Origin of the sequence: Neptunicoccus sediminis, from assembly GCF_001719615.1 — a bacterium.
Classification (GTDB): Bacteria; Pseudomonadota; Alphaproteobacteria; order Rhodobacterales; family Rhodobacteraceae; genus Amylibacter; species Amylibacter sediminis.
Genome location: NZ_MDVX01000016.1, coordinates 62,965 through 82,784, shown reverse-complemented (window position 1 = coordinate 82,784; position 19,820 = coordinate 62,965). Strand labels below are relative to the sequence as shown.

Sequence of the window (19,820 nt, the reverse complement as noted above, 5' to 3'; positions counted from 1 at the left end):
TGCCATGAAAACGTTGGTAACGACTATCGGAATTGCGGCTGCGCTGGGCGTGCCTGCTTTTGCAGATGGCGAGCTGAACATCTATAACTGGGGCAACTATACAAACCCCGATCTGATCAGCAAATTTGAAGAAGAGACCGGCATCAAGGTGACGGTGACGGATTACGACAGCAACGATACGGCGCTGGCAAAGATCAAGGCGGGCGGTCACGGGTTTGATATTGTGGTGCCTTCCGGCACATACGTTCCGATCTGGATCAACGAAGGGCTGCTGATGGAAGCCAAGCCCAACGAGATGGAAAACTTCAAAAACATGGACCCGCAATGGGTGGATGTCGCCTTTGATGCGGGCCGCAATTACACGGTGCCGTGGCAATGGGGCACTGTGGGCGTGACGGTGAACACCTCGGTTTATGACGGCGATCCGAACACTTCGGCCATCATTCTCGACCCGCCGGAGGAGCTGAAAGGCAAGATCAACGTTGTTCCCGAAATGAACGATGTGATGGGTATGGCGATTAAATATGTTGGCGGCGAACAATGTACCGCTGACAAGGACGTGCTGAAAAAAGTGCGCGATACGCTGATGGCGGCGAAACCGCACTGGCTGTCAATTGACTACGGTGCGATTGAGAAATACGCCAAGGGCGACCTGTCAGCCGGTGTGAACTGGAACGGCGCATCCTTCCGCGCCCGCCTGCAAAATGAGGACATCGTCTTTGGTTATCCGCAGGAAGGTTTCCCCGTCTGGATGGACAATGTGGCTATTCTGGCCGATGCGCAGAACCCCGATAATGCCAAAACCTTCATGAACTTTATTATGGCCCCAGAAAATGCGGCGCTGATTTCCGAGTTTGCCCGCTATGCAAACGGGATCAAAGGCTCCCAAGAGTTCATGCCCGCTGATATGGCAGATGCGCCGGAGGTGAACATCCCCGAGGATCTGAAAGGTGCGGCCTATGTCGCAGAGGTATGTCCGCCGGAAGCGACCAAGATTTACACTAAAATCTGGACCGAGCTGCAAAAATAAGACCCCGTTTCGGCGCATCCTGTGACGGGGTGCGCCGTTTTTTATTCAAAGGACCGATAGAATGGATCTGGTAATCCTGAATGGCCGCGTCATCACGTTTGACGGGCCGGACGCCGAAGCGCTGGCTATCAAGGACGGTGTGATTGCCGCTGTGGGCAGTACCGTTGAAATCAAGGAAATCGCGGGCACGGCCAAAGTGATCGACGCAGCGGGTGGCACGGTGTTGCCCGGCTTTATCGACAGCCATGTGCATCTGTTTCAGGGCGCGGCAGAACTGGATTATCTGAACCTTTACGGCGCTGAAGGCGTGGATGAAATCGCGGCGGCCGTGCGACCCTATGCGCAAGCCCGACCCGATGATCCGCTGCTCTTTGCCAGCGCCATAGACTATCACGCGATGGGCGACCGCCCGATCACCCGTCAGGATCTGGATGCGGCGATGCCGGACCGCCCGTTTGCGGCAATGGCCTCGGATCATCACACGGTTTGGGCCAATACCAAGGCGTTGGAAATGGCGGGTCTGTTGCACGGCGCAGAGGTGGATGAAGGGTCCGAAGTCGTGATGGCCAAGGACGGCACCGCCGCTGGCGAATTGCGCGAACCCGGTGCTTATAAGGCGGTCCTCGATTGCACCGCGCTGGGCGGACGAGAGATGCTGGGCCTGATGACCGGCGCGGACCCCGAACCTGCGGTAACGGCAAAAGAGCGGGCAGGGGACAAGGCGGTCATGCGGCGGGGGCTAGAGCATTGCGCCTCTCACGGGATCACCGGCCTGCACAATATGGACGGTAATTTTTACCAACTTGAACTGCTGGCCGCATTAGAGGAAGACGGGGATCTTTTGTGCCGGACCGAAGTGCCGATGCACCTGAAACACACCGACCCGCTGGACCGGATCGCAGAAGCCGCTGAAATGCGTGCGCGGTATAATGGCGACATGGTCTGGTCCTCGCGGGTCAAGATGTTCATGGACGGGGTGATCGACAGCCGCACTGCCTATATGTTGCAGCCCTATCCGGGCACTGACAGTTGCAGTGCGCCCCTGTTTTCGCCCGAACACTTTGACGAAGCTTGTATTCGCATTGACGCGATGGGGCTGCAAATCGCGGTGCATGCCATCGGGGATGCTGCCGTGCGCCAGACGCTTGACGGATATGAGGCGGCCCGCCGCGCCAATGGCCCGCGCGACAGCCGCCACCGGATCGAACATATCGAAACCGTGCATCCCGACGATATTCCGCGCTTTGCCGAACTTGGCGTGGTGGCGTCGATCCAGCCGCTACACTCTCCGCTTGGCGGGTTCTTTCCGCCTTATGAGAAGGGCAGTTTGCTGCATGATTTCCAGTATCAACACGCCTTTGCATGGCAGACTATTCGCAACAGCGGCGCCAAGGTGATATTCTCGACCGACTGGCCGGTGGTGCCGGTGGACGTGATGCCGACCATCCAGGGGGCTGTTGCCGGTGTGGATCTGCCCGATCACTGGCCCGATCAGCGCCAGAGCCTGCGGGACACGCTGGCGTCTTATACCCGCGATAACGCTTGGGTGGAGTTCAACGAGAACCGCAAGGGCCGCTTGCGGGCCGGTATGATGGCAGATGTGGTGGTGATGGACACCGATCTTGAAAGTGTGGCGCCGGAGGAACTGGGCAAAGCCCGTCCGGTTGCAACCATTTGCGGCGGGCGGATCACCTACCGCGCGTAACAGGCAGGGCCGGCGCTATTCCACCGTCTCAACGGGACCGCCGGCCTTGACCCATGCGCCGAAACCGCCTTCGATGTGGGCAACAGGCTTTAATCCCATTTCCTGTGCGACCCGCGCGCTTAGCGCAGAGCGCCATGCGCTGGCGCAATAAAACACGTAGGTTTTGTCCTGATTGAACACGTCCTTATGATACGGGCTGTCCGGATCAATCCAGAATTCCAGCATCCCGCGCGGGCAAGAAAATGCGCCCGGAATCTTGCCGCCCCGCTTTAGCTCTCGGTAGTCCCGCAGGTCCACCAGCACATGATCGGGGCTGTTCACCAGATCAAAGGCTTTGCGCGTGGGAATCGTGGTCACTTGGGTATTCGCCTCTGCGACCATATCCTTGACGTGTTTTGTGATGGTTTGAGGCATCTTAAACTCTTTCATCTGTCGGGCGATCCAGCCCTATTTGTTTACCGCAGGTTAACGGGTGGCGTGTCGCTGGCAAGCCCCGCTTTCACCGCTGTTTCGCGCTGCTGCGCGTGCCGGTGGGCCGTGCGCCTGACCTTGCGCTCCCGCCACATGGCAAAAACTCCGGACCCGAAAATAATCGCCATACCAAGGATCGACCAACCGTCCGGAATGTCTCCGAACAGCAACCAGCCAAGCGCAATTGCCCAGAGCAGGATCGAATACCGAAACGGCGTCACCACCGCGACTTCGCCCACCCGCATGGTCGCAACCGAGCAATAATATCCTACAAACAGAAAACAGGCCGCCAGTGCGAGCACCCCGAGCTCTGCCGGTTCTGTGGGCGTCCAGCTTTGCGTGACCAGCACGCCCACGGCCCCCGTCACCGTGATGACGCAGGCCGCCACGAAGGCCACGAAAAGGCTGGAAACCCCGATGCCAAGTTGTCGGGCCGACAGGTCGCGCAGGGTCACAAAACCGACCGCCAAAAGTCCGAGCAGCGCGTAGGCGTTAAAGTCCGACGTGCCCGGCCGGATGATGATCAGCACCCCGAGAAAACCAGCAAGGATTGCAAGAACCCGCTTACCGCCTATCGGCTCTTTCAGGAAGACCGCAGCGGCCAGTGTGATCGTCAGCGGCAGAATCTGCAAGATTGCCGTGACATTGGCCAGTGGCATATGGAACAGGGCCGTCAGAAAGCTGAGCGTCGCGCCGATTTCAGCCAGAGAGCGTATGGTGATCCAGCGCAGATCCCGCCGTGCTGGCAGGGCCGCCAGCGCCCCGCGCATATAGGCGAAACTGCCGATCAGAAGAATGGCAAAAATTCCGCGCAGGAAAATTGCCTGAAACAGCCCGATCTCGCTTCCTCCGAATTTCAGCGCCGCATCGTTGAGCGCAAACCCCGCCATAGACGCCGTCATCAGCGCCGCGCCTTGCATGTTTTCCGAGAGTTTCATCGCATTAACCTGTGAGTAGAAAAGGGCTTGGGGCTGTATCCGGCCGACCCTACCGGTAAATATTTTTCTTTCAAGCGGGGAGATGTGATAGACTGGAAAACGCAGGTTGTGTCAGGGCCAGCCGCCCGCGGATTTTGCACGGCGTTTCAGAAGGCCGGTCCGCGGAACGCAAGTTTCAGATTTCGCGCAGGTCAATTTCATTAAACCCCAACTGGAGGATAACATGCCCAATTTTCTTTTTGTATTTCACGGCGGCAAAATGCCCGACACCCCCGAAGAAGGCGCGCGCGAAATGGAGGCCTGGCAGAAATGGTACGCCGATATGGGCGACGCTGTGGTGGACGGCGGTGCGCCGGTCGGCAAAAGCAAGACTGTCAGTGCGAATGGCGTTGCCGACGACGGAGGATCGAATCCCGCTTCGGGCTATGCAATCGTTTCAGCAGACTCGATTGATGCTGCGGTGGAACTGGCCAAAGGCTGCCCTATTCTCAAAAGCGGCAGTGTCGAAGTCGCGGGATGCATTGATATGTGATCAGGGGCGTGGTCGCGCCGTTAGGCAACGCCAAGTGAAAGCAGCTGGATCAGGGTGACGACCCCGACAGGCTTGCCGTTTTCAATCACGAAGGCTGCGGAAATTTTGTTGCTTTGGAGAACGTGCAAGGCGCGCGCACAGGAACGTTGCGGCTCCAAATGGACTGATCCGGGTGTCATAAGGGCCGCCGCAAGCTTTTCCCACATCGCTTCTTTCATAGAGCCGGAGGAATTTGCTTCCAGATACCGACGAATATCTCCGTCGGTGATCACCCCTTTCAACACACCATTTGCATCAAGAACGCCGACGATGCCCAGTGTCTTGCGAGAGATTTCGCCAAGAACCTCAATAATCGGTGCGTCTTCCCGCACTGTGGGAAGGTCCGCTTCCTTAAACATAATGTCCTGCACCGGCGTCAGTGCCGCGCCCAGTTTGCCGCCTGGATGGAAGTCACGGAAGCTTTCCTCTGAAAAACCCTTCATCTTGAGCACGGTGACGGCCAAAGCATCCCCGATGGCCAGTTGCAACAGGGTCGAAGTGGTCGGAGCGAGGTTATGCGGACATGCCTCCGGTGCTTTGGGCAGGACCAGTGCTGCATCGGCAGAACGGGCCAGCGTGCTGTTTGCGCTGCCGGTTATGGCGATCACCGGAACACCGAAGCGGCGCGTGTACGCCAGCAGATCCGACAGTTCCCGTGTTTCGCCAGACCAGCTGAGCAACATCACCACATCATCCGACTGGATCATCCCCAAATCGCCGTGGCTGGCCTCGACCGGATGAACAAAATAGGCAGGCGTGCCGGTCGAAGAAAACGTGGCAGCCAGCTTTCGCCCGATCAAACCGCTTTTACCGACACCGGCAACAATCAGACGGCCCTTCATCGCAAACAGCAGTTCCAGCGCGGTATCCAACGCCGCCGATAATTCGGAAGAGCCGAGCTGGTCTTCCAGAGCCCGCAGCCCCACCAGATTGGTTTTAATCGCGTCTTTGATTGATACCGCTTTGTCCATTGGTCCACCCAAGCTGTGTTTGGAACTGTGGTTAGTGCTAATCAGTGTGGTGCACAACCCTCTGATCCTGCGCGATCAGAGTCCCGGTGAACAGTTTTTCAGCCGCAAAGTCATGGGGAACCTGCGCGGCGGTACGGCGACCGGACAGGGACAGACTGGTAAAGAAATCAAATCCGAAGAGATGAATTTCAGCAGCTTCTGAATGCGCGACAAGATCAATCAGCATGATACCGGTCGTAGGAGGCGCCTGTAACGTGGCGGCCATGCGATCCCATTCCTCCTTGGGGTGAAGATAAAATCCTTTCCGTTTTGCAAACCGCGCCCGAAGACGTTTGCGTTTCTTTGCCATCCACAACAAACGGTCCGGATTGCGTGCCTCAATAACGTCCTGCGCCACTGGCATTCCCAAAGCCAGCCAGTTGGTGCGCGACCCGTGACTGTCCGCTTGGGGCAGTGGGGCTGCATGCATGCGAATGACCAGATCGCAGCGATCGATGTTTTCTCCGTTGGATTGATTGCTCAGGCTACGGGCATTGCCGACAATCGCCACGGTCTTCCCGGCTAACTCTGCCTGCAAATCGTTAATACTACATGAATATTGCGCCAGAAATTTCTCGCCCGAAAAGATACGTTTTAACGCAAATGCAATCTGAGAGATCATAAAAGCCCGACCTTCTGCGCGATGTCATTAAAAAGCACCGTCGGATCAGCGGCAGAGGGATAAACCTGCTGTGCTGTCGTTGCCATGTCGTCTCCCCGTGCCAATGCAGCGGCAAGCGCCTCTGCCAAACCGTCTTTATCAGCGACTATACAGGACTCTTTCTCGGAGAGGGTTTCATATTCTTGCTTAAAATTTGAATGATATGGCCCGCTCAGAATGGCGCTGCCAGCTCGCAGAGGCTCGTAGGGTGTGTGCCCCCCGATGCCCTGCACCAGAGAACCGCCAACGAACGTTATTTTTGCAAGGGGATAAATCCGCTGCAGGCTCCCAAGTGAATCCACCACAGTGACTTGTTCCGGCTCGATATTCTCGCCGTAAATTCCAACCATCAACGCCCGGTCCCTGGCCGCTTTCATAACAACCGGGACGCGGTTTGGATGTCTTGGAACCAGTATTAAGCGTAAATTAGGATTTTGCGCGCAGAGTGTTTTGAAGGCGTCGAGAATCACAGGTTCCTCTCCCTCATGGGTAGAGGCCGCCAGCACAGTATTGTCACGATCATACCGCGTTTTCATACGCGGATCAGGAGGAGGAAGTGTAACCAGAGATTTGAAATTCGGAATGGTCCGGATGCGTTCCTGAGGGACGCCCAGCTTTGCAAAATTATCGGCTGTGCCGGCATCCTGCGCATAAATCTGATTGAAATGCCTCAACCCCAGTGGTTGTGCGCCAAACTTGGACAGTCTTTCTGCTGAACGGTCTGAAAGACGTGCGTTCAACATAATGGAGGGAATATTCTTTTTAGCCAGAGATGCGAAACGGTTCGGCCAAATCTCGCTTTCGATATTAACAAACCCCACAGGCGACCAATAAGCTAGAAAGCGGTTGATCGCGAAAGGAAGATCCAGCGGAGCCGACTGCAAAACCGTGGGAAGATCTGCCCAAGCCCGCGCGGCTTTTAAGGCTGCTGGATTGTTCGTGGTTATCAGCAGAGCGTGATCCGGAAAATCCCGCGCGAGGTAAAGCAGGAACGGCTTGATCGACGTTAACTCCCCCAGCGACGCCGCATGGAGCCAGATCACGGGTTTGCCGGACGCCTTTACAGTAGCAAAACCAAGACGGTTCTTCGCAGTTTCCACACTGCTTTGGCGGAGCAGAACTTGAAGAGCTACCCAAACCAGCAAGGGTAGAATGGCCACATATGTAAGAAGTTTGATCACAGCGTAAGGCACCGGTTTCTTTCAAGACAGTTCTGGCCGAATACGACGGGCGGTAGTGACGGTGTTACAGGTTTTTCCAACGACGATGCAACCAGTACCACTGGCCGGGGTTGGCATGTATCCGCGCAGCAATGCGTTCGTTGAACTCTGTCATCATCGTAACGGCGTCGGTGTGGGCAATCGGTTCTTCAAAAGTTATATGGATCGTGCGGCCGTCCCCATCCCGCAATCCAAATGCGGGCACCAGCGGCAGATCATATTTTAACGCCAGTTCGGCTGGAGAGGTCGTTGTAGAGGTCTTATGCCCTAAAAACGGGATTTTTTCAGCCCATTGCACGTATTGGTCTGCAAGAATTGCAAAGAAACCGCCCTTGCGGATGTGACGGACCATTTGAAGCGTGCCGGCATTGCTGCGCGGAACAATCGGTGCGCCGCCTTCGCGGATACCGCCAAGGAAGTGCGGCTCATACCAAGGGTTGGAATTGGGCCGGTAAACAGCTCCAGTCTCGAGTCCTTCAGACTTGAGGTAATGCCGGATTGCCTCCCACTGGCCGAAATGTCCCGAAACGATCAAGGCGCCCTTGCCCTCTGCGCGGGCCTGATGCAGCGCGGCCAGTCCGGGGCCGCTTGCGATAAAGCGGCCGGTTTTTGTCGCAAATTCCGAATTGTGCAGGATTTCGGTCAGGGTGCGCCCCATATTCCATCCGACCGCGCTTGCGATGCGGTTCCGTTCGGATCGTGGCATGTCCGGGTACACGCGGCATAATCCCTCTTCCACCCGCCTGCGGAAAGGTGGCAACCAGCGCACTGCAAAGCTGACAACGGACCCTGCAAGGGCACCGCGGGCGTCAAATGGCAAGAGTTTGGAGATGGCCAATAATGCGGCAACCGGCAAATATTGCAGGAAGTAGAACAGGGATTTCGGTTTTTCTGACGCCATGATACCGCGCCTTCTAATGGATGAAACGGCCCTTGGGAATGGGCATTCCCCCGGTTGGTTGCGGGTTGTTAAGCGTTTATCAACCTGTCAAAACTATAGTCGAACGAGCAGACGAAAAACAAACATGTTAGACCGACAGGCGAAAGCCCAAGATTTACTGGCGGAAATTTTCGGTTTCACCGATTTCCGCGATGGCCAGAAAGAAGTGGTGGACGCGGTTCTTGCCGGTGAAAACGTGTTGGCGATCATGCCGACAGGGGGCGGGAAATCCCTGTGTTTCCAATTGCCCGCGCTTTGTCTGGACGGGGTAACGGTCGTGATCTCGCCTTTGATCGCGTTGATGCGGGATCAGGTACGTGCGCTCAATGCGGTGGGTGTAGGTGCCGGGTCACTGACCTCGGGCAATAGTGAGGAAGAAACGGAGGAGGTGTTTCAGGCGCTGGAAGATGGCGCAATAAAATTGCTTTATATCGCGCCGGAACGGCTGGCCAATCCGGGCACGGTGATGCTGCTGCGCAAAATTAACACGCGACTGATCGCTGTGGATGAGGCCCATTGTGTGAGTCAGTGGGGCCATGATTTCCGTCCGGATTACTTGCGGATCGGCGCATTGCGAAACGAACTGGACGTGCCGCTGGCGGCATTTACGGCCACCGCTGACGCGCAATCGCGCGATGAAATTGTGAACCGGCTGTTTGACGGTGAGACGCCATCGACCTTTTTGCGCGGGTTTGATCGGCCGAACATCAACCTGGCGTTTCAGCCCAAAAACAGCCCGCGCCGTCAGCTGCTGGACTTCATCAGCGCGCGGAAGGGTCAGTCGGGCATCGTGTACTGTTCGTCGCGGAACAAGTGTGAAACTCTCGCGACAGCACTGCGGGCAGAAGGCCATTCGGCGCTGCACTATCACGCGGGGATGGAGCGTGAGGACCGGCGGCTGGCCGAAACCCGTTTCCAGCGGGAGGACGGGTTGATCGTCGTCGCCACGGTGGCCTTTGGCATGGGCATCGACAAACCGGACATTCGCTGGGTGGCCCATGCAGATTTGCCCAAGTCTATGGAATCCTATTATCAGGAGATCGGCCGCGCCGGTCGGGACGGGGCGCCGGCGGATACTTTGACGCTTTACGGTGCGGATGACGTCCGGTTGCGCCGCGCCCAGATTGATGAAGGGCTCGCCCCGCCGGACCGAAAGGAAGCGGATCATGGCCGTTTGAATGCGCTGCTTGGTCTGGCCGAGGCACGGCGCTGTCGTCGCCGCGTGCTTTTGCGCTATTTCGGAGATGAGATCGACGGCTGCGGAAATTGCGACCTTTGCGCCAATCCGCCAGAGATTTTTGACGGAACAGACGCGGTGCGCAAGGCGTTGTCGGCGGTGCTGCGCACGGGGGAATCCTTTGGGGCAGGGCATCTGATTGACATTTTGCGCGGTGTCACCACCGATAAAATCCGCCAGCGCGGTCATGACGCCCTGCCAACCTTTGGCGTCGGGACAGAGTATGACAAAGGGCAATGGCAGGCGATTTTCCGGCAGATGATGGGGTATGATCTGATCCGCCCCGATATGGAGCGTCACGGCGCCTTTCGCATGACACAGCGGGCGCGTCCAATCCTTAAGGGCGAGGAAAACATCGAGCTGCGCCGCGATACGATCCAGCGCCAGAACCGCAAAACCGGCAAGGTGCGGGCAATGGTTTCGGAAGAGGATGAACCGCTACTCTCGGCGCTCAAAGCGAAGCGCCGTGCTTTGGCAGAGGCTATTCAGGCACCGGCCTATGTGGTTTTTCCGGATGCCACCCTGATCAATATGGTAGAGGCCCGCCCTGCCACACTGGACGATTTTTCAAAAATTGCGGGGGTCGGTGCGGTTAAACTGGAACGGTACGGCGCGGCATTCCTAGAGGTGATGAACGGCGCGGCAGAGCAGGTCCATCCCGCACGTCGCAAACTGGCGGGACGGGACGCTGGTGATCTGTTCGACCGTTTGCAAGCGGCGCAATTGCGATTGGCGCGGGGTGAAAGCGGGATGGATACATACCTCAATTGTAGCAATTCGACACTGTCTAAAATTGCGCAGGCCCGTCCCGGCGATCTGGCTGCACTTGAAAGAATATCCGGTGTCGGCGCGGCCAAGGCCGAACGGTTTGGCGCGGCTTTTCTGGACGAAATTCATGCCGACAAAGCCGCTTAATTAGGCACAACCGGAATAAACTGCCCAAGCCTCGCAGGATCGAGGCACATCGCCGGTTTTTGACCATTCAGGGTTGGTCTTCCGGACGCATTTCCTGTAATAGCGGCCCATCAAATTTTGGAGACCCGATATGTTGGCCGTGCTCTCGCCCGCAAAAAAGCTCAACTTTGACCGGCCTGCAGAGCCGATGCCGGAAACCTATCCGGAGTTTCAGGAAGACGCCAACCGGCTGGCGGCGATCGCGCAACGGCTGAGCGTCAGCGATTTGCGCAGTTTGATGCACATCAGCGAGGATCTGGCCAAATTGAACAAGGCGCGGTTCGACGGGTTTGCGGCGCAATCCTCAGTGGAAAACGCAAAGCAGGCGATGTTTGCCTTTGCCGGAGACACCTATACGGGGCTCGAAGCCACAGGATTTGATCCGTCCGATTGTCTCTATGCGCAGGACCATCTGCGCATTCTGAGCGGTCTTTACGGCCTTCTGCGTCCTATGGATTTGATCCAGCCCTATCGCCTCGAGATGGGCAGCCGTTTGAATAATGACGCGGGGACAACGCTTTACGCCTATTGGGGTGAGAGGCTTTGCACGGCGCTGGACGCGGCTTCCAATGGTGCGCCTGTGGTTAATCTGGCCAGCAACGAATATTTCAAGGCGGCCAAGGAAAAGAAGATGACTTCGCCGGTGATCACGCCGTCTTTCAAAGAAGACCGCAATGGTGAACTGAAAATGATCGGTTTCTTCGCCAAACGTGCGCGCGGGGCGATGGCCCGATATATCATTAAAAATCGTGTTAAAACGGTGGATGGTTTGAAGGATTTCGATCTCGACGGGTATAAATTCCAACCGTCGCTTTCCACTGAAAACGCACTTACCTTTACCCGTAGCGCCGCCTGATCGGGTCTGGCAGACAGGCTTTGGCCGTCTGCTTATGGCTGGGATAAAGGTTATGTTTCCGAGCCTTAAGGGGGATAGCCAATATCATTCAACCTTAGCGGGAGTTATGCTCAGGACGCGTAGCGCCTGACCGCCTGTCGGTGTGTGCAACACCTTTTTAACCTTTTCGCAACAGCCGCAGGGTTCTGTGGTGTCTTCTACTTGGGGTAGTTGACTTTGAAACGGAAAGGCAAGACAAAATAATTAATGTCTTTATTATATTCTAATCGAAATTACCGGCTGCTTTTTTCGGCCTCTGCAATTTCTAATCTTGGGGACGGGGTTTCCGCACTGGCCTTTCCCTGGTTAGCCACCCTGATCACGCGGGATCCGGTTTTGATCGGTTACGTCGCTTTTGCGACCCGATTGCCTTGGCTGCTGTTTTCCCTGCCCGCCGGTGTCATGACCGATCGGGGGGACCGGCAACGGCTGATGGTTATGGCTGATCTGCTGCGGCTTTTGCTGACCTCCGGGGTGATTGCCCTGATCGCATTTTTGCCGGACCTGCCGCCAGACGATAAGGTGAACCTTTATATTATGGCGCTCTGCGGTCTGGCCTTCCTGCTTGGCTCGGCCGAGGTGGTGCGGGACAATGCGGCGCAGACGGCCTTGCCGTCCGTGGTGGCCCCCGGTGATCTGGAGCGGGCAAACGGCCAGATCTGGAGCGTCGAGCAGATCATGGGCAGCTTTATCGGCCCGCCGCTGGCGGGGCTGCTGATTGCCTATGCGGTGCCAGCGCCATTTGCGCTGGATGCGGTGACATTTGCAGTGGCGGCATGGGTTGTCTGGCTGATTGTGGTGCCGTCGCGGGTGAAACCTGTCAAACGCAGCATGGGCGTCGAGGCTTTGGAAGGTTTTAGATGGCTGGTGCAGCATCCCAAACTCATGCGGCTTGCCCTGATGTTGGGCGTGTCCAATATGCTGGCGGTGTTGGCCCTGACTGTGCTGGTGTTGTTCTCGCAGGAAATCCTTGGGCTGAGCGGTGTCGGACACGGTTTTTTGCTGACAGCCGGGGCTGCGGGCGGTGTTGTGGGCGGCATTGTCTGCCCTTCCATCGCGGCGCGTTTGGGGGCAGAGCGCAGCTTGCAAGTGGTGCTTTGCCTGTTTCCGCTCATGTTCATTCTGATCTATGTGACCTCTAATCCCTGGGTGGTTGCCCTTGCGTTGTTCATCGAAATGTTTGCCGCGCTGTTGTGGAATGTGGTGACGGTGTCCTATCGCCAGCGTTTGATTCCCGACGGTTTGCTGGGGCGCGTGAACAGTATTTACCGTTTTTTCGGCTGGGGCATGATGCCGGTGGGCGCGTTGTTGGCCGGATGGGTGGTTTCTGCGGCAGAGCCTGAATTCGGGCGAGAGATGGCTCTGCGGATGCCCTACGCTTTGGCGAGCTGCATTGCCATTACGCTGGCGGTCTACGGATTGTTGCGTTTGCGGCTTTGACAAAAGGGGGCGGCCTAGCCGAAATCCCCCTGACAGAACCAGTCCCCTGAACGGGTGCGCGTCTTTGTTTCAAACAACCAGAGCCGTTCGCCCGTGCGGGTTTCCACCTGCCAGTAATCCCGTGTGCCGCTGCGCCAGTTGGGATCGTCCAGCCACCATTCGGGGGAGATCCGTTCGGGGCCGCTGACGCTGCGGATGTGAAATTCGCGCCGGCGCCAGCGAAAGCAGGGCGGCGGTGGCATCGGACCGGAGGCTGGCGGAACAGTCGCAACAGCAGGTGGCGCGGCTTGTTCCTCCACAGGGGTGACGATTTCCGGCGGGAAAAGCGTCACGGGGCGGTGCAAATAGGTTTCGGGCCAGTCTTTAGCCGGTGCGCAATAGGCTGCGGCCATGCGGGTGGCGGTCTTTTCGGGAATGTGGCTGTCGGCGGGATGCAGGCGGGTCAGGCTGTCCAACCCGATCCGCGCGCCAAGCCGCCCCAGCAGATCGCTCATCGTGTCGGTATTGTCGCGGCGTTCGCGGGCGGCGGCCACCGCATCTGCATGACCTTTGTGCTGGATATTGGACAAAGGTTCAGTGACGAAAGCTTCGAGTCGCAGGGTGTCGATGCCAAAACCGGCCTCTATATCGGGCAGGCGCAGCAGCAGAAGCGGGCGGATGCGGTCGGAATCGTGGTTCGGTCGGGCCAGTCCGATTTCGATGATCTGGACCGTGTGATCCGTGCGAAAACACCACAGCCGCAACTGGCGTGCGCCCCGTCCGGCCTTGCGCAGCCGCTCACACAGGGGCGGCAGCAGGCGGTCCACTCCGGCGGTGATGTCGTCTTGCAGGCCGATCGGGTCCGGCAGGGACAGGCGGGTGGCAAAATGATGGGTCCGTTTCGCCGGAGAGACCGGTTCGGGATCCACCCCGAGCGCCTGATCCAGCCGCATCACCACATCACGGCCAAAACGGCGCACAAGGGCGGCGCGGGGCAGGCCGATCAGATCCGCGATGATGCGCACCCCCAGACGGTTGAGGTTGGTGCAATCCTCCTGTGACAGGCGCAGGGCCGCCACTGGCAACCGCGAGATCGCCGCGCGGGTTTCCCCCGGCTGCGCGATGTTGGGGGCGTCAGGATTGACGGGAATATGGGCTGGCGCAGCACCGCCCCGTTCCCAGTTGCGCCGCTTGAAGGCGCGGGAACGGGTGGCGCGGGCTTCCTGATCAATGGCATCACCGGAACGATGGGCAGCGGCGGATTCTCCGGCATAGCGGGCCAGCGCCCAGGCCGCCCCTGGCGTATCGGCAATCCCGAACCGTCCTGTCAGCCGCAGGCGGGCCAGATCCTGCGTGATGCTTTCGGCCATGCCGCTTTCGCCGCCAAACAGATGGGCGCAGCCGGTGATGTCCAGCAACAGGGACGCGGGCGGCTCACTCGCCACCCAAGGGGTGTATTTCCCCGCCCAGCGGCGCAAACCGGCCAGAAAAGCAGCCTCTTGTAGCGGGTTTTCCGGCGCGGTCTGCAACTCGGGGCAGAAGGCCCGCGCATCCGAGAGAGCTTGCCCCAGCTGCAGCCCTTCGGCAGCCGCCTCTGGCGAGAGACTGGAAAGCGACAGGGCATTGCCCTGTTGGGTCACAATCGCAAACGGGTGCAGCAAAGCCCCGCGATGGCTGCGCAGCACCCTTTCGGCGGCAAGATGGGGAAACCAGATGGACAGGATACGACGGATCGGCATGGGGCTAACAGAGTTATGTTCCTGATTTGTTCCTATCAAATTTCACAAAGAAGAGTCGAGATGATTCCTTTACAAAAACGGGAAGCAGCCTGTCGGGGAACGGTGTGTCAGGGCGCGGCGTCTTCTACATAGTCGCGCAGTTTTGCCACGCTCGGGATATGCAGGCTGCGTTTGACCCGCAACAGAACACCGGCTTTGCGCATCCGGCCCATTTCACGGGCGACGCTCTCGCGGGAGGAAAACACCACGGCGGCCAGTTCCGATTGGGTCGGGGGGCGGTCGATCAGAACGGAATCCCCGCTGCCGACCCGTTTTTCCACCAGATCAAGGATCGCATCCCGCAGTCGTTCGTCTGCGGATTTCGCGTTGAAGTCGATCACCCGTTTAGACAGGCGCCGCAAATGCCCGACCAGCAGCATCAGCAGTGTATAACTAAGGTCGGGGTTCTTGCGCACCAATGTCCTGAATTTTTCAGGCGAGATCCGTGCAATGATGCTGTCCCGCTCTGCGATGGCATCGCTGGAACGGGGGGCCTCGTCCAATGCGGAAAACTCTCCGATGCAGTCCCCGTTCGAGAATGTCAGCAACGAGACCTCCCGTCCGGCATCGGTGTAAACGGTGGCGCGGATAGAACCGTCGATGACGAAATAGACATCCATACTGTCCTTGTCGTCGGCGGAAATCAGAAAGTGGCGGGCACGGTACATTTTGACCGTCCACAGGGACGACAGCTCGTTCCATGATTCATCGCTTAAGCGGCCCAAGAAAGACGTGCTTGGAAATGTCAGCTCGTTTCGCTGCATGGTTCTCCCCAGTATTCCCGTCACTATGGCGTGGCTTTGGATTCGGGAATAGCACCCAATTGGTCAAAAACGTCTTAAAATTCAGGAAATGTCGCAATTAGACTTGCGGGGATGAAAAATGTGGTGAAATTTTCATGTATTATTTCACGCGGGGGGAATCATGCCGGATACGTCAGCACAGCTTTCTGCATCGCTCGGGGCCGATCTGCGGGCCTTGCGCAAATTGCGCAACGTGACCCTGACCGCGCTGGCAGAGGCTTCGGGGAAGTCCGTCGGCTGGCTCAGTCAGGTAGAGCGGGATATTTCCCATCCTTCCATCGAAGAACTTAAAATTCTTGCGCAGGCGCTGGATGTGTCCGTTTCGCTGTTTTTCGGGCAGGCGCCCGCCATTCCGGGGGAAGAAGGTTACGTTGTGCGCAAGGGCGCGCGGCGCCGGATCGGGACGACCAATAACGGTTTGGTCGAAGAGCTACTGTCCCCCGACCTGACGGATGATTTCGAGATGTTCCATTCCACATTCGAGGCTGGCGCGCAGATGGACCATTTTGAAAGCCGCCCCACCCAAGAGGTCGGTTATCTGATTTCCGGCCGGCTGCGGCTTTGGGTCGGGGCGCATCAGTTCGATTTGCAACCCGGTGACAGTTTTCGCATCCGCGGAGAGCCCTACCGCTGGGCCAATCCGTGGGATCAGGACGCGGTAGCAGTCTGGGCCATTGCGCCGCCGGTGTATTAATGCGCGTTCAGGGGAGGAACAGATGAAAACCGGATCATGCCTGTGTGGTGCTGTCACCTTTGAAGTCAGCGGGGATATGCGCCCATCGGTTGCCTGCCACTGCACCCAATGCCGCAAAACCAGCGGCCATTACTGGAGCGCAACACAGGTGCCGAGCGACAAGCTGACCCTGACCAGAGACGACAGTCTGCAATGGTATCAATCCTCGCCCACAGCGCGGCGCGGATTTTGTTCGGTCTGTGGATCGTCACTGTTCTGGGAAATGGACGGCGAAGGGGCAACATCCATCGGCACCGGCACCCTTGACGGGCAGACCGGCCTGCGCACGGAGAAACATATCTATGTTTCGGATAAAGGCGACTATTACGAGATTGCCGACGGTCTGCCCCGAAAGGATCAGGGCTGATGTGGGAGGTGCTGACCGGATTTGACCCTGCGGTGATGCTGGCCTTCATCGGGGCAGGGCTGTTGTTGAACCTCACCCCCGGAGCGGATTTCGTCTTTGTGTCTGCCTCGGGGATGTCCGGTGGTCCGCGCATCGGTATGGCGGCGGCGGTCGGGGTCAACATCGGGATCGCTGTGCATATTCTAATGGCAGCAGCGGGGTTGTCTGCCCTGCTGCTGGCCCATCCCGCCGCCTATAGCGCGATCCGCTATGCGGGGGCGGCCTATCTGCTGGTGCTGGCGGTACAGGCATGGCGGGCGGACGGGGACGTGGGGCGAGGTCGCGCCGCGCAGAGCGTTACAGCCGCAATCCGGCGCGGCTTTGTGACCAACGTGTTGAACCCGAAAACCGCCTTGTTCATCTTTGCCTTCATCCCGCAATTCACCGACCCGACAATCGGCCCGATCTGGATGCAGATCCTCGTGCTCGGGGCGGTGTTCCAGTTCTTCGGCTTACTTTTCTGTCTCTGCCTTGGGGCGGCGGCAGGGGCATTTTCGGCGGTCCTGCGCAAGCGGGTCGCAATCCTCAACAAGATAACAGCAATCCTGTTTGGCGGTCTCGCTGCCAGACTGGTGATCGACTAAGGAGTTCAACATGGCTGATTTTCCAACGACTGCACGGGTAGTCATCATCGGCGGCGGGGCTGTCGGGGCCTCTGCGCTTTACCATCTGGCCAAGGCGGGCTGGACCGATTGTGTCCTGCTGGAAAAGAACGAACTGACCGCTGGGTCTACATGGCATGCGGCAGGGAATATTCCGACGTTTTCCACCAGTTGGTCGATCATGAACATGCAGCGCTATTCCACCGAACTGTACCGGCGTTTGGGCGAAGAGGTGGATTACCCGATGAACTACAATGTCACAGGTTCGATCCGGCTGGCCCACTCCAAAGAGCGCATGCAGGAGTTCGAGCGGGCTGCAGGCATGGGGCGCTATCAGGGGATGGACATCACCATCGAAACCCCGAAAGAGGCGCAAGAGCGGTATCCTTTTCTTGAAATCCACGATCTCGAAGGGACGCTGTATGACCCTTATGACGGGGATATGGACCCGTCCCAACTGACCCAAGCGCTGGCCAAAGGCGCGCGGGATATGGGAGCGCAAATCCTGCGGTTTACCCCCGCGACTGGTGTGCGCCGTGAAGGGGATGAATGGATCGTTGAAACCGAAAAGGGCGAAATCCGCTGCGAATTTGTGGTGAATGCCGCCGGCTATTACGCGCAACGCGTGGGCGAGTGGTTCAAACCCTACGGCGGACGCACGGTGCCTATGATGGTTATGAGCCATCAGTATATGCTGACCGAGGAAATCCCCGAAATCGAAGCCTTTACCAAGGAGCACGGCAAGCTGCCTTTGCTGCGCGACGTGGATACTTCCTATTATTTGCGGCAGGAAAAAACCGGACTCAACCTTGGCCCGTATGAACGCAACTGCAAGGCCCATTGGGTGACGCCCGAAGATCCGATGCCCGAAGATTTCAGCTTTCAGCTTTATCCCGATGATCTGGAACGTCTGGAATGGTATATGGAGGACGCGATGGCCCGTGTGCCGCTGCTGGGGCAGAGCGGGATCAACAAAGTTATCAACGGCCCGATTCCCTATGCACCGGACGGTTTGCCGCTGATCGGGCCGATGCCCGGCGTGAAAAACGCGTTTGAGGCTTGTGTCTTTACCTTCGGCATCGCGCAGGCGGGGGGTGCTGGCAAGGTACTGGCGGAGTGGATCACCGAAGGTGAAACCGAGTGGGATATGTGGGCTGTCGATCCGCGCCGCTATACCGATTACACGGATGAGGATTACTGCATCCAGAAAGGGATGGAGGTTTACGGCCACGAATACGCAATGCACTTCCCCCACCACGAATGGCCTGCCGGTCGGGACAAGAAACTGTCCCCGAACCACGACAAGGTTGTCGAACTCGGCGGTGTGATGGGGGCTTATAACGGGTGGGAGCGGGCCAACTGGTTTGCCAAAGACGGGGATGACACATCCGAGGAAGCCACCCACACATGGAACCGTCAGGGGCCGTGGACCCAGCGGGTGAAAGAGGAATGCGAAGCGGTGCGCGATCACTGCGGTGTGCTCGATTTGCCCGGCTTCTCGCGGTTCTGGGTGCAGGGCGAAGGGGCCGATGACTGGTTACGCGGCTTTTGTGCCGGCGGCATCCCCAAGGCGGGCCGGATGAACCTGATCTACGTATCGGACAGCCGCGGGCGTATCCTGACAGAAATGTCCTGCATTCGGCTGGAGGAAAACAACTTCATCCTGATCACCGCTGCCACCGCCCAGTGGCATGACGGAGAGCTGATCCGCAGTTCAATCCCCGAAGGCGTGACGGTTCGCGAAACCACCACCGAGCGGGATACGCTGATCGTGACAGGCCCGAAATCCCGCGAGATTCTGTCGGGCATCACCGATGCGGATCTGGAACAGGGCTGGCTGACCCATCAATGGGCCACCGTCGCAGGGCAAAAAGCGTTCCTGATCCGTGTGTCTTTTGCGGGGGAGTTGGGCTGGGAAATCCACGCCGAAAATGCCGATATGCCACCGATCTATCAGGCAGTGCTCGACGCGGGGGCCAAACCCTTTGGCATGTATGCCCTGAACTCCTTGCGGATCGAAAAGGGCTATCGTGCGTGGAAAGGCGATCTGTCCACCGATTACACCCTGCTGGAAGGCGGGCTGGAACGCTTTGTGAAGCTGGACAAGCCGTTCGATTTCACCGGCAAGGCTGCAATCCAGAGTGAAAAGCAGCAGGGGCGCAAGAAGGCTTTTGTTACCCTGATTGTGGAGGCCGGAGAGGCAGATGCGCCTTATATGTCAACGCTCTGGCATGACGGGCAGGTTGTGGGGGAAACCACCTCCGGGGATTGGGGCTACCGTGTAAATGCCTCGGTAGCGCTGGGCATGGTGCGGGCGGATCTGGCCGAACCGGGCACCGAACTGGAAGTGGAAATCTACGGCGAGCGGTTCAAAGCCCTGGTGCAGAAAGATGCGCCGCTTTGGGATCCGCAAAACGAACGTCTGCGGGCCTGATTGAGGGGAGATT

18 protein-coding genes are annotated in these 19,820 nt (G+C 58.1%); 10 read left to right on the top strand and 8 right to left on the bottom strand.

Going from position 1 to position 19,820, the window contains the following annotated elements:
- Window positions 1-4: 4 nt before the first annotated feature.
- Together BFV97_RS15185 and BFV97_RS15180 are read left to right on the top strand one after the other, a co-directional pair.
- On the top strand, window positions 5-1,030 hold the full coding sequence (locus BFV97_RS15185; RefSeq protein ID WP_069301238.1) for an ABC transporter substrate-binding protein: 1,026 nt from the start codon (window positions 5-7) through the stop codon (window positions 1,028-1,030).
- A gap of 61 nt (window positions 1,031-1,091) precedes the next feature.
- Window positions 1,092-2,735, top strand: coding sequence for an amidohydrolase (locus tag BFV97_RS15180; protein WP_069301237.1), 1,644 nt, complete (start codon window positions 1,092-1,094; stop codon window positions 2,733-2,735).
- Between the two features lie 15 nt (window positions 2,736-2,750).
- Here BFV97_RS15180 and BFV97_RS15175 read toward each other — a convergent pair whose 3' ends face one another.
- Together BFV97_RS15175 and BFV97_RS15170 are read right to left on the bottom strand one after the other, a co-directional pair.
- Window positions 2,751-3,149 carry a rhodanese-like domain-containing protein gene (locus BFV97_RS15175; protein WP_069301272.1) on the bottom strand — a complete coding sequence of 133 codons (399 nt, stop codon included), beginning with the start codon at window positions 3,147-3,149 and terminating at the stop codon, window positions 2,751-2,753.
- Window positions 3,150-3,190: 41 nt separating this feature from the next.
- A complete protein-coding gene (locus BFV97_RS15170) occupies window positions 3,191-4,144 on the bottom strand; it encodes a DMT family transporter (protein WP_069301236.1) in 954 nt (317 codons plus the stop codon).
- A 223-nt stretch (window positions 4,145-4,367) separates the two neighbouring features.
- Here BFV97_RS15170 and BFV97_RS15165 point away from each other — a divergent pair, with 223 nt between their 5' ends.
- Window positions 4,368-4,676 carry a YciI family protein gene (locus BFV97_RS15165; RefSeq protein ID WP_069301271.1) on the top strand — a complete coding sequence of 103 codons (309 nt, stop codon included), beginning with the start codon at window positions 4,368-4,370 and terminating at the stop codon, window positions 4,674-4,676.
- A 20-nt stretch (window positions 4,677-4,696) separates the two neighbouring features.
- On the opposite strand, the gene BFV97_RS15160 is transcribed toward BFV97_RS15165, so the two are convergent.
- From BFV97_RS15160 to BFV97_RS15145, 4 genes are all read right to left on the bottom strand, one after another.
- Window positions 4,697-5,686 (bottom strand): KpsF/GutQ family sugar-phosphate isomerase, encoded by a 990-nt coding sequence (locus BFV97_RS15160; RefSeq protein ID WP_069301235.1) that lies wholly within the window; start codon window positions 5,684-5,686, stop codon window positions 4,697-4,699.
- 37 nt (window positions 5,687-5,723) lie between these two features.
- The gene (locus BFV97_RS15155; RefSeq protein ID WP_108721699.1) at window positions 5,724-6,347 is read right to left on the bottom strand and encodes a glycosyltransferase family 29 protein; all 624 of its coding nucleotides are present in this window, start codon (window positions 6,345-6,347) and stop codon (window positions 5,724-5,726) included.
- The gene (locus tag BFV97_RS15150; RefSeq protein WP_157888343.1) at window positions 6,344-7,567 is read right to left on the bottom strand and encodes a 3-deoxy-D-manno-octulosonic acid transferase; all 1,224 of its coding nucleotides are present in this window, start codon (window positions 7,565-7,567) and stop codon (window positions 6,344-6,346) included. Before BFV97_RS15150 ends, BFV97_RS15155 begins: the two co-directional genes overlap by 4 nt.
- Window positions 7,568-7,631: 64 nt before the next feature.
- The gene (locus tag BFV97_RS15145; protein ID WP_069301233.1) at window positions 7,632-8,507 is read right to left on the bottom strand and encodes a lysophospholipid acyltransferase family protein; all 876 of its coding nucleotides are present in this window, start codon (window positions 8,505-8,507) and stop codon (window positions 7,632-7,634) included.
- A 124-nt stretch (window positions 8,508-8,631) separates the two neighbouring features.
- Here BFV97_RS15145 and recQ point away from each other — a divergent pair, with 124 nt between their 5' ends.
- From recQ to BFV97_RS15130, 3 genes are all read left to right on the top strand, one after another.
- Entirely contained in the window at window positions 8,632-10,698 is a 2,067-nt protein-coding gene (gene recQ / locus BFV97_RS15140; RefSeq protein ID WP_069301232.1) for a DNA helicase RecQ, read from the top strand.
- Between the two features lie 130 nt (window positions 10,699-10,828).
- Complete coding sequence (gene yaaA, locus BFV97_RS15135; protein ID WP_069301231.1) at window positions 10,829-11,593, top strand: peroxide stress protein YaaA; 765 nt, start codon at window positions 10,829-10,831, stop codon at window positions 11,591-11,593.
- 246 nt (window positions 11,594-11,839) lie between these two features.
- Window positions 11,840-13,072 carry an MFS transporter gene (locus BFV97_RS15130; RefSeq protein WP_069301230.1) on the top strand — a complete coding sequence of 411 codons (1,233 nt, stop codon included), beginning with the start codon at window positions 11,840-11,842 and terminating at the stop codon, window positions 13,070-13,072.
- Window positions 13,073-13,086: 14 nt separating this feature from the next.
- Here the strand turns inward: BFV97_RS15130 and BFV97_RS15125 are convergent, their stop codons facing one another.
- A complete protein-coding gene (locus BFV97_RS15125) occupies window positions 13,087-14,790 on the bottom strand; it encodes a Y-family DNA polymerase (RefSeq protein ID WP_069301229.1) in 1,704 nt (567 codons plus the stop codon).
- A 107-nt stretch (window positions 14,791-14,897) separates the two neighbouring features.
- Window positions 14,898-15,593, bottom strand: a complete 696-nt coding sequence (locus tag BFV97_RS15120) for a Crp/Fnr family transcriptional regulator (protein ID WP_083225676.1) — start codon at window positions 15,591-15,593, stop codon at window positions 14,898-14,900.
- Between the two features lie 160 nt (window positions 15,594-15,753).
- On the opposite strand from BFV97_RS15120, the gene BFV97_RS15115 reads away from it, so the two are divergent.
- From BFV97_RS15115 to BFV97_RS15100, 4 genes are read left to right on the top strand one after another with little or no spacing between them, the layout of a single operon-like run.
- Window positions 15,754-16,326: a helix-turn-helix domain-containing protein gene (locus tag BFV97_RS15115; protein ID WP_069301227.1), complete on the top strand. Its 573-nt coding sequence runs from the start codon at window positions 15,754-15,756 to the stop codon at window positions 16,324-16,326.
- A 22-nt stretch (window positions 16,327-16,348) separates the two neighbouring features.
- Window positions 16,349-16,732: a GFA family protein gene (locus BFV97_RS15110; RefSeq protein ID WP_069301226.1), complete on the top strand. Its 384-nt coding sequence runs from the start codon at window positions 16,349-16,351 to the stop codon at window positions 16,730-16,732.
- Window positions 16,732-17,355 carry a LysE family translocator gene (locus BFV97_RS15105; protein ID WP_083225675.1) on the top strand — a complete coding sequence of 208 codons (624 nt, stop codon included), beginning with the start codon at window positions 16,732-16,734 and terminating at the stop codon, window positions 17,353-17,355. Before BFV97_RS15110 ends, BFV97_RS15105 begins: the two co-directional genes overlap by 1 nt.
- 10 nt (window positions 17,356-17,365) lie before the next feature.
- On the top strand, window positions 17,366-19,807 hold the full coding sequence (locus tag BFV97_RS15100; RefSeq protein WP_069301224.1) for a GcvT family protein: 2,442 nt from the start codon (window positions 17,366-17,368) through the stop codon (window positions 19,805-19,807).
- Window positions 19,808-19,820 lie beyond the last annotated feature (13 nt).

Coding starts and splice junctions, on each gene's coding strand:
- BFV97_RS15105 (WP_083225675.1), top strand. CDS start 16,732: ATGTGGGAGGTGCTGACCGGATTTGACCCTGCGGTGATGCTGGCCTTC.
- BFV97_RS15115 (WP_069301227.1), top strand. CDS start 15,754: ATGCCGGATACGTCAGCACAGCTTTCTGCATCGCTCGGGGCCGATCTG.
- yaaA (WP_069301231.1), top strand. CDS start 10,829: ATGTTGGCCGTGCTCTCGCCCGCAAAAAAGCTCAACTTTGACCGGCCT.
- BFV97_RS15170 (WP_069301236.1), bottom strand. CDS start 4,144: ATGAAACTCTCGGAAAACATGCAAGGCGCGGCGCTGATGACGGCGTCT.
- BFV97_RS15160 (WP_069301235.1), bottom strand. CDS start 5,686: ATGGACAAAGCGGTATCAATCAAAGACGCGATTAAAACCAATCTGGTG.
- BFV97_RS15120 (WP_083225676.1), bottom strand. CDS start 15,593: ATGCAGCGAAACGAGCTGACATTTCCAAGCACGTCTTTCTTGGGCCGC.
- BFV97_RS15110 (WP_069301226.1), top strand. CDS start 16,349: ATGAAAACCGGATCATGCCTGTGTGGTGCTGTCACCTTTGAAGTCAGC.
- BFV97_RS15125 (WP_069301229.1), bottom strand. CDS start 14,790: ATGCCGATCCGTCGTATCCTGTCCATCTGGTTTCCCCATCTTGCCGCC.
- BFV97_RS15145 (WP_069301233.1), bottom strand. CDS start 8,507: ATGGCGTCAGAAAAACCGAAATCCCTGTTCTACTTCCTGCAATATTTG.
- BFV97_RS15180 (WP_069301237.1), top strand. CDS start 1,092: ATGGATCTGGTAATCCTGAATGGCCGCGTCATCACGTTTGACGGGCCG.
- BFV97_RS15175 (WP_069301272.1), bottom strand. CDS start 3,149: ATGCCTCAAACCATCACAAAACACGTCAAGGATATGGTCGCAGAGGCG.
- BFV97_RS15155 (WP_108721699.1), bottom strand. CDS start 6,347: ATGATCTCTCAGATTGCATTTGCGTTAAAACGTATCTTTTCGGGCGAG.
- recQ (WP_069301232.1), top strand. CDS start 8,632: ATGTTAGACCGACAGGCGAAAGCCCAAGATTTACTGGCGGAAATTTTC.
- BFV97_RS15185 (WP_069301238.1), top strand. CDS start 5: ATGAAAACGTTGGTAACGACTATCGGAATTGCGGCTGCGCTGGGCGTG.
- BFV97_RS15130 (WP_069301230.1), top strand. CDS start 11,840: ATGTCTTTATTATATTCTAATCGAAATTACCGGCTGCTTTTTTCGGCC.
- BFV97_RS15100 (WP_069301224.1), top strand. CDS start 17,366: ATGGCTGATTTTCCAACGACTGCACGGGTAGTCATCATCGGCGGCGGG.
- BFV97_RS15165 (WP_069301271.1), top strand. CDS start 4,368: ATGCCCAATTTTCTTTTTGTATTTCACGGCGGCAAAATGCCCGACACC.